Consider the following 12477-nt stretch of genomic DNA (forward strand, 5'->3'; position numbering starts at 1 on the left):
TGGGGTCGTACCGATCATTCCCCGGCCGGGGCCGCCGCGCACACCGCCCGGGCGCGCCGGGGTCGGCCGATAGACTCGCGGCCATGGCTCTCGTACCCGGCATCCAGTCCCCCACCCGCAAGGTCCCGGCGCACATCGCGCGCCCCGAGTACGTCGGTCGGCCCGCCCCGACGCCGTACACCGGGCCCGAGGTGCAGACCGCCGAGACGATCGAGAAGATGCGGATCGCGAGCCGGATCGCCGCCCAGGCGATGGCGGAGGCCGCCAAGCTGATCGCCCCCGGCGTCACCACCGACGCGCTGGACGCCGTCGCCCACACCTACATGTGCGACCACGACGCGTACCCGTCCGACCTCGGCTACCGCGGCTTCCCCAAGTCGGTCTGCACCTCGATCAACGAGGTGATCTGCCACGGCATCCCGGACTCGACCGTGCTCCAGGACGGCGACATCGTCAACATCGACGCCACCGCGTACATCCACGGGGTGCACGGCGACCTCAACGCCACCTACCTGGTCGGCGACGTCGACGAGGAGTCCCGGCTGCTGGTCGAGCGGACCCGCGAATCCCTCAACCGGGCGATCAAGGCCGTCAAGCCCGGTCGTCAGATCAACGTGATCGGGCGGGTCATCGAGTCCTACGCCAAGCGCTTCGACTACGGCGTGGTGCGGGACTTCACCGGGCACGGCATCAACACGTCGTTCCACTCCGGCCTGATCATCCCGCACTACGACAGCGAGCGGGCCACCGAGGTGATCAAGCCGGGGATGACCTTCACCATCGAGCCGATGCTCACCCTGGGCACCTACGACTACGAGATCTGGCCGGACGGCTGGACGGTCGTCACCAAGGACCGCAAGCGCACCGCCCAGTTCGAGCACACCCTGGTGGTCACGGCGGACGGCGCGGAGGTCCTCACCCTGCCGTGACCCCCGGTCGGGCGCCGGTTCAGCCGATGAGCCACTGCTCCTCGGCGACGGCGCCCACCTCGGTGCACGCGTCGGTGAGCACGTCCAGGACGCGCAGCGGGTCCGGCAGCGGCTGCTCGGGCCCGCGCAGCCACCGCACCTGCGAGCCGTCCGGCAGCGCGGCCGGCGGCAGCAGGGTGTACGAGCCGCGGCAGTGCCAGCGCAGGCCGGGGTGCTCGGACATGGTGTCCGGCGTGGAGTCGAGGACGCTCGGCCACCACTCGTCCTCGTCCTGCGGGGTGCCGCGGGTGGCGGTGAAGAACAGGTAGCGGTCCTCGCCGACGGCGGCGACCGGGCCCTCGACGCCCCGCTCGGTCAGCCGCTCCAGGGCCAGCCGGCCGGCCTCGACCGGGACGTCCAGGACGTCGTGGGCACGGCCGGTGGCGGTGATGAAGTTGGTCTGCGGATCGCGGGCGAGCCAGCGGGCGAGCTGCTCGGGATCGGTCGTGGCCTGGGTCTGCCAGGCGAAGGAGACCGGGTGCTGGGCCGGGGCCGGACAGGCCACCCGGTCGCAGGAACAGCGGTAGCCGGCCGGATGCGCGGCCGGCGCGAGCGGGAATCCGGCGCGCACCGCGCCGAGCAGCTGATCGAGCCGGGCGGCGGGGCCGTCCACCTCACCGGACCGGGCCCGCTGACGCTCACGCTTCTGCCACCAGGTCGTCCACCTGCCGCCGGCTTCCATCGGGCCCCTTCCGCGCACTGCCGTACCTGGTGCGGCACAGCGTTCGACGTACCACTCCGACGCAACGCACAGCGCCCCCCGCTGCTTCCCGGGGCGGTGCTCGGCCCTGCTGTCCACGCCCTGCCGACCGGGAACCGGGGTCACCGGAGGGCCGACGCCCGGGTCACGGTACGCAGTCGCGGCAGCACGCTGTCCGCGCCAGGTCGGCCGGAGGGCGCGCGGATCCGCGCCCTGCCCGGCCCGTACGGGGCCCGCTGACCCGGGTGAACCCCGGGGGCGTAACAGGAAGGATAAGGGTGCGCGGGGCCTCCGGATGACCGGGGGCGGTGCCTCTCCGGTCACACTCCCCGCACCCGGCCGGAGGGCCCGGGCGTGTGCGCCGGTCACCCGTGCGGAGGTGAGACCCTGGTGGGGTGAAGAGCGCGGACACCGAATTCGTCGGCGGCCCCCTGGACGGCCGCATCCTCCCCATCCCGCTGGGGCCGATGTTCGGCGTGCCGAAGACCTACAAGGTGCCGGTCCCCGCGCACGGCGACTCCCCCGCGCGCACACTGGTGTACGTCCGGTCCAAGCAGGTGCGGGGCATCAGCTGGCACTGGCGCTACGAGTTCGACGAGGCGGCCACCGCCCGCGCGTCCGGCTGACGGCCGCGCCGACCGCACCGGCCGCCGCCCCCCAGCCTCCCCGGGAGGACGGCATGGCGAGAACGGCACGGCACCCCCGCAGCCGCCCCCAGGCGGTCGCGCACCACAACCGGCAGGTCGCCGGCGTCACCGGGGCGCTGCTGGTGGCGGTGTGCGTCTACACCGTGGTGATCGGCCCCAACGGCTGGCTCTGGTTCGGCTGGGCGGTGCTGCTGCTCGCCTGCGTGGCCCTGTTCACGGTCCACCCCTGAGCAGCCGCACCGCCTGTGCCCAGCCCCCCACCGCGGTCAGTCCTCCTCGGCGAGGATCAGGTACAGCTTCTTGCGCGCCTCGGTGAGCACCACCAGGCCCTTGGCGCGCTGCGCCTCGGTGCCCGTCGCCATCACCTGGCGGATCGCCTGGTCGACCGCGGCCAGCGCCTGGCCGACCTCCTGGACGGCCTCCCAGTCGACCTCCCGGCCGGCCTCCGCCCACGGCTCGGCGGGCCCCGCCTCGGCCTCGGCCCGGCCCGCCTCGGTGAGCGAGACCAGCCGCTTGCCGCCGACCTCCTCCGCGGTGATCAGGCCCTCCTCCTCCAGCAGCTGGAGGTTGGGGTAGATCGAGCCCGGGCTCGGCCGCCAGGCCCCACCCGTCCGCTCGGAGATCTCGGCGATCATCTCGTAGCCGTGCATCGGCCGCTCCTTGAGCAGCGCCAGCAGCGAGGCCCTGACGTCCCCGCGCCGCGCCCGGCCGCCGCGCCGCCCGTGCGGACCACCGCGGCGCCCGCCGAAGCCGTGCCCGAACGGGCCGCCCATCGGCCGCCCGGGGCCACCGCCGCCGAACGGCGGCGGGCCGAAGCCGCCGAAGGCCGCCCGGCCCTCGAACTCCCGCCCTTCGAAGTCCGGCCCCGGCCCGCGGCGCCAGCCACCGCGCGGACCCTCGCCGCTGAACCGCATTCCCGGATTCCCTCGGTTTCCTGAGCGCATGGCGCTCACCTCCTCGTTCACCGAGCCAGTCGAGTTACTGTCTCGATAGCTCGACGATATATCGGTGACTGTCGCTCGTCAACGGATTCCGACACGAACGGCGCATCGGCACCCCACCCCGCCACCCAGGCCCCGTCCGCCCGCTACGGTGACGGGCATGGCCGGTGAACGAGACCTCGCGAAGCTGCTGCACGGGATGCGCCCGCTGCTCAACCCGGGGCGGTACGTCTACTGCACGCTGCCCGCCAAGGTGCCCGCGGGCATGCGGCCGGTGGTGACCGTCGCCGAACCCGAAGGGGTCACGGTCGTCGTCACCCAGGAGGAGGCCGACGCGCTCGGGCTGCGCTACGAGTACGTGGCCGCCTGGATCACCCTGCAGATCCACTCCGCCCTGGAGGCCGTCGGCCTCACCGCGGCCGTCGCCGGGCGCCTCGCCGAGGAGGGGATCAGCTGCAACGTGGTGGCCGGCTTCCACCACGACCACCTGTTCGTCACCGCCGACGACGCCGACCGCGCCGTCCGGGCCCTGGAGGAGCTGGCCGCCCGGCCCGCCTGACGACGCCGTCGAGTGGCCGCCCCCGCACGGCCCTCCGAGACTGGGAACGGCTGCCCGGCCACCCCGGCCGGCCGGCCCCCACCGGAAGGAGACGGCCGCCATGGCCACCTGCGTCACCTGCGGCAACGACTACTGGCTCGCCTTCGAGATCAGGACCATCACCGGCGACACCTACACCTTCGACAGCTTCGAGTGCGCGATGGAGAAGCTCGCGCCGCGCTGCGAGCAGTGCCAGGTCCGCATCGTCGGCCACGGCGTCGAAGTGGCCGGCCGCTTCTTCTGCTGCGCCAACTGCGCCCGCGTCAACGGCGGCCTCGGCGACCAGATCCGCGACGCCGTCGGCGCCCGCCCCGCATAACGGCGGGCAGGCGGAACGGTCGGCCTGCACTTGGGCGACCTCACGACAAAGGCCCCCTGACCTGCGGTTTCGCAGATCAGGGGGCCTCGGTCAAGCTGGGGCGGCGGAAGAGTCGGCCTGTACGCCGGGTTCTGTCTCCCGGGGTGCTCGCGCGGCCCGGGGAGGCGGTCATCCATCTAGGACTGCCGTTGCCGACAGCCTCGTGCGGTCTACCCGCGGACTCGGGCGAGCAGCCCTCGGTCATCCGCGCACGGTGCCCGAGGGCACCGATCTTGACCTTGCTCCAGGTGGGGTTTACCGAGCCGGCCGAGTCACCCCGGTCGCTGGTGGTCTCTTACACCACCGTTTCACCCTTACCCGCCGCCGAAGCGGTGGGCGGTCTGTTTTCTGTGGCACTGTCCCGCGGGTCACCCCGGGTGGGCGTTACCCACCACCCTGCTCTGTGGAGCCCGGACGTTCCTCGGCGGGTCAGGGACCCGTCGCGACCGCCCGGCCGGCTCTTCCGCCGTAGTGGTCATCGTAGCCGCTCGGGTGGGGCCTCCCGTACACCGGAGCGGACCGCGGGCGGCTCGCCACCGAGGCGGGCGGCCACCCGGACGGCGGTCGCGGTCGCCCACGGGGTGGTGGTGGCCAGGCCGAGGAGGAGGATCGCGCCGCCCAGGCCCACCAGGATCCACCAGCCGGCGTGGCTGGCCGGGGCGAAGCCCGTCGCCACCGGGCCGACCACGGCCGAGGTGACGACCGTGCCGATCACCGCCACCCCCAGCGACTGGCCGATCTGGCGGCTCGTCGAGGCGACCGCCGCGGCCACCCCCGCCTGGGCGCGCGGCATGCCGGACACGGCCGCGTTGGTGATCGGCGCGTTGACCATGCCGAAGCCGAAGCCGAACAGCGCGTACGCCGCCAGCAGCAGCGCCGCCGGGGAGTCGGCGGCCAGCCTGGTCAGCAGCAGCCCGCTCGCGACCAGGCCCAGACCGGCCGCGACCAGCGGCCCGCGCGGGCCCCGGCTGCCGACGATCCGGCCGGACAGCGGCGCGCAGACCAGCATCATCGCGGCCATCGGCAGCGTCCACAGGCCCGCCTCGAACGGGTCGTAGTGCCGGACGTTCTGCAGGTAGAGCGTGTTGAGGAAGAGGAAGCCGCCCAGGGCCGAGAAGGCGCAGACCGCGGTGACGGTGGCGCCGGTGAACGGCGCGCTGGCGAAGAACCGCGGGTCCACCAGCGGCTCGGCCACCCTCCGCTCCCACAGCGGGAAGGCGACCAGCGCGGCCACGGCGACGACCGCCAGGGCGAGGATCAGCGGGGACGTCCAGCCACTGCCCGGGCCCTCGATGATGGCCGCGGTGCCGCAGCCCAGCAGGACGATCATCAGCAGCTGCCCGACCGGGTCCAGCCGGCGCGGCCGGGGCGAGCGCGACTCCGGGACGTAACGGGCGGTCAGGAGCATCGCGACCACGGCGACCGGAACGTTGATCAGGAAGATCGACGGCCAGCCCGCGCCCTCCACCAGGAAGCCGCCCAGCAGCGGGCCGAGCGCCATCGAGATGCCGACCACGCCGCCCCAGACGCCGATCGCCCGGGCCCGCTCCTTCGGGTCGGTGAAGGTGTTGGTGATGATCGACATCGCCACCGGGTTCAGCATCGAACCGCCGACCGCCTGCAGCGCGCGGAACGCCACCAGCCACTCCAGGCTCGGCGCCAGACTGCACAGCAGCGAGCCGAGCGCGAAGCACAGCAGCCCGATCTGGAACACCCGGCGGCGGCCGAAGCGGTCGGCCACCGAGCCGAACAGCATCAGCAGCGAGGCCAGGACCAGGGTGTAGGCGTCGATGATCCACTGCAGCCCGGACGCCGGGGCGTCCAGGTCCCGCTGGATCGCCGGCAGGGCGATGTTCACCACGGTGTTGTCCAGGCCGACGATGAACAGGCTCAGGCAGCAGATCGCCAGGACGAGCAGTCGACGGCGGCGCCCCGGGGCGCCGGAGGGCTGGGCTTCGGGCACGGGACCGATCCTCCCACCTGGGCGGCGCTCGGGGGCCGTGTGACGGACCGTCCGGGTGGCGGCGCCGGGGGGAGCGCCGGGGTCGCGTGGACGTCCGGGGGGTCAGACGGCGGCGAAGCGGACGGTGCGGGTGAGCGGGTCGGCCTGCGTCAGCCGGACCCGGATCAGCCCGCCGAGCGGCAGCACCGCCCCGGGATCGGCGCCGTCGCAACGGGCCCGGACGGCGGGCCGGCGCAGCTGCACGGTGCCGGCCGCGGGCCGTCGCTCGTCCACGTCGATCACCACGGCGGTGAAGTCCTCGCCCTCCCGGCCGGCCAGCAGCTCCGCCTCCACCAGGTCCACGCAGGCCCGTTCGACCTCGGCCGCGCGGCGGTCCCCGCTCGCCATCAGGCCCGGCACGGCGGGCAGCGCCTCGCGCGCCCAGTCCGGCACCTCCTCCCCCGCCGCCACCGCCGCGCACACCTCCTGCGCGAAGCGGTCGCCGAGCCGGCGCAGCGGCGCGGTGCAGTGCGCGTACGGCGCGGCGAGCGCGGCGTGGCCCGGGTCGGCCGGGGCGGGCAGGCCCCGGGACTCGTCGAAGGCGTGGTAGCCGGCGCCGCGCAGCAGGCCGGTGCACGCGTTGAGGAAGGCGGCGTCCATCGGCGCGTCCGGGTCCAGGGAGCGGATCAGCTCCGGGTACGGGAGCGTCTGCGGCCAGTCCACGTCCAGCGCGGCGGCGATCCGGCGCAGCCGCTCGTACGCGGCGGCGGGCGCGGCGGGCAGGGTGCGCAGCAGGCCGACGCCCGCGTCGAGCATCAGCTCGGCTGCGGCCATGCCGGTGAGCAGCGAGATCTGCGCGTTCCAGCCGTCGGCGGGGCCGGGCGCGCGGTAGTCGAGGACGTAGCCGTGCAGGGTCTCCTCGACCTCCTGCTCGGGCACCGGCAGGCTGATCCCGCCCCGCGCGCGCTCCTGCTCCTCGCGCAGCCGGCCGACGGTGGCGAGCAGGGCGAGCTGTTCGTCGGCGCCGCCGAGGTCCACCGCGCGCTGGACGGCCGCGTAGTCGAGGCGGCGGTGCGAGCGGACCAGGGCGCGGCGCAGGTCGGCGAGCACCACGGCGCCGTCGGCGTCCAGGTCCAGCTGCCAGAGCAGGGCGGGCCGGGGCTCGCCGGGCAGCAGGCTGGCGGCGTCCTCGGAGATCCGGGTGGGGTGCAGCGGGACGCGGTGGTCCGGGAAGTACAGGGTCTCGACCCGGCGGCGGGCCTCGGCGTCGATGGCGCCGCCCGGGCGGACGAAGGCGGCGACGTCCGCGATCGCGTAGTAGACGCGGTAGCCGCCGCCGGGGCGGTGGAGCAGGTGCATGGCCTGGTCGAGGTCGCGCGAGCCGGGCGGGTCGACGGTGAACAGCGGCAGGTCGGTGGCGTCGTGCTCGGGCAGCCGGGGGCGCTCGGCCGCCTCCTCCGCCTCGGCCAGCACCGGCTCCGGCCACTCGGTGTGGATCTCCAGGCGGGCGCGGAGTTCGGTCAGTTCGGTGTTGATCCGGGCGGAGTCGGCGGCCTTGACGCGCAGTTTTCGGCGAGGCATGCAGGCAGCGTAGGGCGAATCGGGTGATTCCGGACGGATCACCCCGCCGGACGCGCCGGGCCGCCGGTGCTGCCGGACTGCCGGCGCTGGGCCACCGCGCCCTCCGGGTGCGGGGCCAGGCTCTGACCGAGGGCGGCGGCCTTGGTCCACGGGGCCCGGGCGGGGTGGGGGCCGGGTGTGAGCGCTCGTAGGGTGGGGTGGAGTGGTCGTTCACGGAGGGGGTTCGGGCGATGGGTGTGGTGAAGGCGACCGGGGCTGCGGTGTCGGGGGTGTTGGCGGCGACGGGGGCGCTGCACGCGGTGTGGGCGGTGACGCCGTGGCCGCTGCGGACGCCGGAGGAGTTCGCGGACACCGTGGTCGGCGCGGGCGACGGAGTACCGTCCCCGGCGGCCTGCGTCAGGGTGGCGGGGCTGCTCGGGGCGGCCGCGTACCTGGTGGGGGCGGAGGCCGGGGTGCTGCCGGCGGTGGGGCCGCGGCGGCTGCGGCGGGCCGGGGTGCGGGCGGTGGCCGGGGTGATGCTGGCGCGCGGCGTCGGCGGCCTGGTGCTGTTCGGGAGGGTCGTCGAGCGGTCGGAGCGGTTCAAGCGGCTGGACACCCGGTACTACTCGCCGCTCTGCCTGGCACTGGCGGCCGGGACGGCCGTGGTCGCGGGGGCCGGTAACGCCGAGTAGCCGGGGCCGGACGGGCCGCCCGGGGCGGGCCGGTTTTGCGTAGGGTGGCGGGGTTCATCCGCCACAGAGTGTTGAGGAGTCCGCTGTGCTGGTGCTGTTGCCGCCTTCGGAGGGCAAGGCCGCGTCCGGGGACGGGGTGCCGGTGGCGCTCGACCGGCTGTCGCTGCCCGGGCTGACGGCCGCGCGCGGCGAGGTGCTGGACGCGCTGGTCGGCCTGTGCCGGGGTGACGAGGACACCGCCGCGGAGGTGCTGGGGCTCAGCCCCGGGCTGCGCGGCGAGATCGCCCGCAACGCCGGGCTGCCGGCGGCGGGTGCCCGTCCGGCGGGCGAGGTGTACACCGGGGTGCTGTTCGACAACCTGGGTCTGGCCACGCTGGACGCGGCCGCGTACGGCCGGGCCGAGCGGTCGCTGCTGGTCTTCTCGGGCCTGTGGGGCGCCGTGCGGATCTCCGACCGGATTCCGCCCTACCGCTGCTCGATGGGCGTGAAACTGCCCGGCCCGGGGGCGCTCGGCGCGTACTGGCGGGGCGCGATGGCGTCGGTGCTGCCGGAGGTGGCGGACGGGCTGGTGCTGGACCTGCGCAGTTCGGCGTACGCGGCGGCGTGGAAGCCGGCCGGCGAGGTGGCCTCCCGGACGGCGACCGTGCGGGTGCTCCAGGAGCGCAACGGCAAGCGCACGGTCGTCAGCCACTTCAACAAGGCGACCAAGGGGCGCCTGGTGCGGGACCTGCTGGTCGCGGGGATCGAGCCGAAGACGCCGGGCGAGCTGCTGGACGCACTGCGGGGCCTGGGGCACCGGGTGGAGCTCGCCGCCGAGGGCACCGCGCGCAAGCCGTGGCAGCTGGACGTGGTGGTCACCGAGGTGCACTGAGCCCGCTCCGGGAGGGGGCACCCCTCCCGGAGCCGGGCGTTCAGCGCAGGTGCGAGGTGTCGTTGAGCAGCCGCAGCGAGGCGTTGCCGTCCGCGTAGTACTGGACGGCGCAGAACGAGGCGGCGGACAGCTCCATCCGGTACAGCGCGTCCGGCGGGGCGCCGAGCGCCAGCCGGACCAGCGTCTTGATCGGACTGACGTGGGAGACCACCAGCACGGTCCTGCCGGGGTGCCGGGCGATGATCTTGTCCCGGGCGACGCCGGCCCGGTGGGTGAGCGTGGTGAAGCTCTCCGTGCTGCCGGTGGGCTTGGCCTTCGCCGAGCCGAGCCAGGCCGCCAGGTCCTCCGGGTGGCGCTCCTGCACCTCGGCGAAGGTCAGGCCCTCCCAGTCGCCGAAGTCGACCTCGCGCAGCCCGTCCTCGTACCGGACCTCCAGGCCGAGCCGGGCGGCGACGATCTCGGCGGTCTCCCGGGTGCGGCGCATCGGCGAGGCCACCACGGCCTGGATGCTGCCGCGGGCGGCCAGTTCCTCGGCGGCCCGCGCGGCCTGCCAGCGGCCCTTGTCGGACAGTTCCGGGTCGCTGCCGCCGCTGCCGGAGAAGCGCTTCTGCGGGGTCAGCGCGGTCTCGCCGTGGCGGAGCAGGACGAACGTGGTCGGGGTGCCGAGGTCGGCGGGGGCGGCCCAGCCGGCCTTGGGGGCGGCGGTCTCCAGCGGCGGCTCGTCCACCACCGCGGCGGCCCGCGGCCGGGGCTCCCACTGGCGGCCGGCCTTGCCCGCGTCCATCGCCTCGTTGGCGAGCCGGTCGGCGTCCTTGTTCCGCTCGCGCGGGATCCAGGTGTACGTCACCCGGGCGCGCGGGAGGACGGTGCGGGCCTCGGCGGCGAGCGGCTGCATGTCGGGGTGCTTGATCTTCCAGCGCCCGGACATCTGCTCGACGACCAGCTTGGAGTCCATCCGGACGTCCACCGAGGCGTCCGGGTCGAGCTCCCGGGCCGCCTTGAGACCGGCGATCAGGCCCTTGTACTCGGCCACGTTGTTGGTGGCGTGGCCGATGAACTCGGCGGCCTCGGCGATGATCTGCCCGGTGTCGCCGTCCCGGACCACCGCGCCGTAGCCGGCCGGCCCCGGGTTGCCCCGGGACCCGCCGTCCGCCTCGACGATGAAGCGAGCCGCCACCGGGTCAGGCGCCCGAATCGGCGGTGCGGACAAGGATCCGCGAGCAGTTCTCGCAGCGGACCACCTTGTCGGCCGGCTCGGCCTTGATGGCGTTGAACTCGGTGATGGAGAACTCGGTGCGGCAGCCCTCGCAGCGGCGCTGGTAGAGGCGGGCCGCGCCGACGCCGCCCTGCGTCTGGCGCAGCTTGGTGTAGACCTTCAGCAGGTCGGCGGGGATGACGGCGGCGACGGTCTCGCGGTCCCGCTTGACCTTGTCGGCCTCGGTGTCGATCTCGGCGAAGGCGGCGTCCCGGCGGGTCTCGGCCTCGGTGAGGACGACGGTGGAGTGCTGGAGGCGCGCGGTCAGCTCGGTCACCCGGGTCTGGGCGCTCTCCAGCTTCTCCATGACCTCCAGCACGATCTCCTCCAGGTCGCCCTGGCGCTTGGCCAGCGAGCCGATCTCGTGCTGGAGGTTCTCCAGGTCCTTCGGCGAGGTGATCGCGCCGGAGTCCAGGCGCTGCTGGTTGCGGGCGGACCGGGTGCGGACCTGCTCCACGTCCTGCTCGGCCTTGGTCAGCTCGCGCGTGGTGTCGCCCTGCTGGGCCTCGGCGGCGACCACCAGGTCCTTGAGCGCGGTGTGGTCGGCGGAGGCCTTCTCGATCTCGGCGTGCTCGGGCAGGCTCCGGCGCCGGTGGGCCAGCTGGTCGAGCTTCGAGTCGAAGGCCTGGAGGTCGAGCAGGCGGATCTGGTCGGCGGGCGCGGCGTTCAAGGGGAAGGCTCCTGTGAATCGGGTCAGGCGGTGAAGGACATGGGGGCGTGCGCGGTCCACGGGTCGGTGACCCGGTGGGAGACCTTGGTCTCCACGGCCCAGCCGCGCTGGTCGGCGGCGGCGTGCAGGGCCCGCTCGGCCAGGGCGAGCCAGGGCCACTCGGTGGCCCAGTGCGCGGCGTCGACCAGGGCGACCGGCGCCGCCTCGGCGGCCTCGGACGCGGGGTGGTGGCGCAGGTCGGCGGTGAGGTAGGCGTCCACCCCGGCCGCCCGCACCTCGGCGAAGAAGCTGTCGCCCGAGCCGCCGCACACCGCGACCCGGCTCACCAGCCGGTCCGGGTCGCCGGAGACCCGGACGCCCGTGGCGGTGGCCGGCAGGCCCTCGGCCACCTGCGCGGCGAAGGCCGACAGGGGCAGCGGGGGCTCCAGCAGGCCGATCCGGCCGGTGCCGCGGCGGCCCAGCGGGTCGGTCGGGTCCGGCACCAGCGGGCCGGTCACCCGCAGGCCGACGGCCTCGGCGAGCGCGTCCGAGACGCCGGGGTCGGCGTGGTCGGCGTTGGTGTGCGCGACGTGCAGGGCGATGCCGTTGCTGATCAGCGTGTGCACGACCCGGCCCTTGAAGGTGGTCGCGGCGACGCTGGTGGTGCCGCGCAGATAGAGGGGGTGGTGGGTGACCACCAGGTCGGCGCCCCACTCGACGGCCTCGTCGACGACCGCCTGCACGGGGTCGACGGCGAACAGCACGCGGCCGACCTCGGCCTGGGGGTCTCCGCAGACCAGGCCGACGGCGTCCCAGGCCTCCGCCCACTGCGGCGGGTAGACCTCTTCGAGCGCGGTGATGACGTCGGACAGTTTCGGCACCTGTCGAGACTACCGTGCGCGCGGGGGCGGTCGGGCCTCGGCCGTTCGGCGACCTGGGCGGCGGTGCGGCGGCAGCGGGGCGGCCGGTGCGGCGGGGACGGCGGCGGGTGTGCGGCGGCGGCGAGGCGGCGGCGCGGTTCGGACACGGGTGCCGGTGGCGTACGGACGCGCGTCAACCTGTGGCGGGGGCGCCCGGGAGGGGCCGGCGCCGGTCGCACGCGCCCCCGCGCCCGGCGCCCACTGCTCACACGGGAGCCCTCGCACGAATTCGAAACCGCCTCCCGATCACCCTTACGAGTGAAGTGACCGGCTCTACGTTGAGCCACTCCCGCCTCGAAAGTAACTTCAGTCCTGCGAACGGGAGTTGCCCCGACAGTTGCCCCGACCGGGGGTCGGGAAGGCGCTCCGCCGGACA

14 protein-coding genes and 1 other RNA gene are annotated in these 12477 nt (G+C 74.7%); 7 read left to right on the plus strand and 8 right to left on the minus strand.

Annotation, left to right across the window (positions count from 1 at the left end):
* Positions 1 to 83: 83 nt before the first annotated feature.
* Complete coding sequence (map, locus tag OG556_RS09640; protein WP_063347361.1) at positions 84 to 929, plus strand: type I methionyl aminopeptidase; 846 nt, start codon at positions 84 to 86, stop codon at positions 927 to 929.
* Between the two features lie 19 nt (positions 930 to 948).
* Here map and OG556_RS09645 read toward each other — a convergent pair whose 3' ends face one another.
* A complete protein-coding gene (locus OG556_RS09645; RefSeq protein ID WP_363580851.1) occupies positions 949 to 1650 on the minus strand; it encodes a bifunctional DNA primase/polymerase in 702 nt (233 codons plus the stop codon).
* A gap of 413 nt (positions 1651 to 2063) precedes the next feature.
* On the opposite strand from OG556_RS09645, the gene OG556_RS09650 reads away from it, so the two are divergent.
* Positions 2064 to 2294 (plus strand): hypothetical protein, encoded by a 231-nt coding sequence (locus OG556_RS09650; RefSeq protein WP_063347363.1) that lies wholly within the window; start codon positions 2064 to 2066, stop codon positions 2292 to 2294.
* 53 nt (positions 2295 to 2347) lie between these two features.
* A complete protein-coding gene (locus OG556_RS09655) occupies positions 2348 to 2545 on the plus strand; it encodes a hypothetical protein (RefSeq protein ID WP_063347364.1) in 198 nt (65 codons plus the stop codon).
* Positions 2546 to 2581: 36 nt separating this feature from the next.
* On the opposite strand, the gene OG556_RS09660 is transcribed toward OG556_RS09655, so the two are convergent.
* Positions 2582 to 3229 carry a PadR family transcriptional regulator gene (locus tag OG556_RS09660; RefSeq protein ID WP_371516749.1) on the minus strand — a complete coding sequence of 216 codons (648 nt, stop codon included), beginning with the start codon at positions 3227 to 3229 and terminating at the stop codon, positions 2582 to 2584.
* Between the two features lie 187 nt (positions 3230 to 3416).
* On the opposite strand from OG556_RS09660, the gene OG556_RS09665 reads away from it, so the two are divergent.
* The gene (locus OG556_RS09665) at positions 3417 to 3815 is read left to right on the plus strand and encodes an ACT domain-containing protein (protein WP_363580847.1); all 399 of its coding nucleotides are present in this window, start codon (positions 3417 to 3419) and stop codon (positions 3813 to 3815) included.
* A 100-nt stretch (positions 3816 to 3915) separates the two neighbouring features.
* Complete coding sequence (locus tag OG556_RS09670; protein WP_350885059.1) at positions 3916 to 4173, plus strand: Prokaryotic metallothionein; 258 nt, start codon at positions 3916 to 3918, stop codon at positions 4171 to 4173.
* A 104-nt stretch (positions 4174 to 4277) separates the two neighbouring features.
* On the opposite strand, the gene rnpB is transcribed toward OG556_RS09670, so the two are convergent.
* The 3 genes from rnpB to OG556_RS09685 all read right to left on the minus strand — a co-directional run bounded on the left by rnpB (position 4278) and on the right by OG556_RS09685 (position 7735).
* Positions 4278 to 4674: RNase P RNA component class A (gene rnpB / locus OG556_RS09675), an RNA gene on the minus strand.
* A gap of 13 nt (positions 4675 to 4687) precedes the next feature.
* Positions 4688 to 6175 carry an MFS transporter gene (locus OG556_RS09680; RefSeq protein ID WP_371516750.1) on the minus strand — a complete coding sequence of 496 codons (1488 nt, stop codon included), beginning with the start codon at positions 6173 to 6175 and terminating at the stop codon, positions 4688 to 4690.
* Positions 6176 to 6277: 102 nt separating this feature from the next.
* Positions 6278 to 7735: an RNB domain-containing ribonuclease gene (locus tag OG556_RS09685; protein WP_371516751.1), complete on the minus strand. Its 1458-nt coding sequence runs from the start codon at positions 7733 to 7735 to the stop codon at positions 6278 to 6280.
* 230 nt (positions 7736 to 7965) lie between these two features.
* Between OG556_RS09685 and OG556_RS09690 the strand changes: the two genes are divergently transcribed.
* Entirely contained in the window at positions 7966 to 8406 is a 441-nt protein-coding gene (locus OG556_RS09690) for a DUF3995 domain-containing protein (RefSeq protein ID WP_371516752.1), read from the plus strand.
* A gap of 85 nt (positions 8407 to 8491) precedes the next feature.
* Positions 8492 to 9277, plus strand: coding sequence for a peroxide stress protein YaaA (gene yaaA, locus OG556_RS09695; protein ID WP_363628563.1), 786 nt, complete (start codon positions 8492 to 8494; stop codon positions 9275 to 9277).
* 40 nt (positions 9278 to 9317) lie between these two features.
* On the opposite strand, the gene OG556_RS09700 is transcribed toward yaaA, so the two are convergent.
* Genes OG556_RS09700 through OG556_RS09710 form a run of 3 tightly spaced genes read right to left on the minus strand, consistent with a single transcriptional unit; the run spans position 9318 to position 12062 of the window.
* Positions 9318 to 10454 carry a bifunctional RNase H/acid phosphatase gene (locus tag OG556_RS09700; protein ID WP_371516753.1) on the minus strand — a complete coding sequence of 379 codons (1137 nt, stop codon included), beginning with the start codon at positions 10452 to 10454 and terminating at the stop codon, positions 9318 to 9320.
* A gap of 4 nt (positions 10455 to 10458) precedes the next feature.
* Complete coding sequence (locus OG556_RS09705) at positions 10459 to 11202, minus strand: zinc ribbon domain-containing protein (protein ID WP_371516754.1); 744 nt, start codon at positions 11200 to 11202, stop codon at positions 10459 to 10461.
* Between the two features lie 23 nt (positions 11203 to 11225).
* Positions 11226 to 12062 carry a Nif3-like dinuclear metal center hexameric protein gene (locus OG556_RS09710; protein WP_350885034.1) on the minus strand — a complete coding sequence of 279 codons (837 nt, stop codon included), beginning with the start codon at positions 12060 to 12062 and terminating at the stop codon, positions 11226 to 11228.
* Positions 12063 to 12477: the final 415 nt, after the last annotated feature.

This window comes from Kitasatospora sp. NBC_01300 (assembly GCF_041435235.1).
GTDB lineage: Bacteria > Actinomycetota > Actinomycetes > Streptomycetales > Streptomycetaceae > Kitasatospora.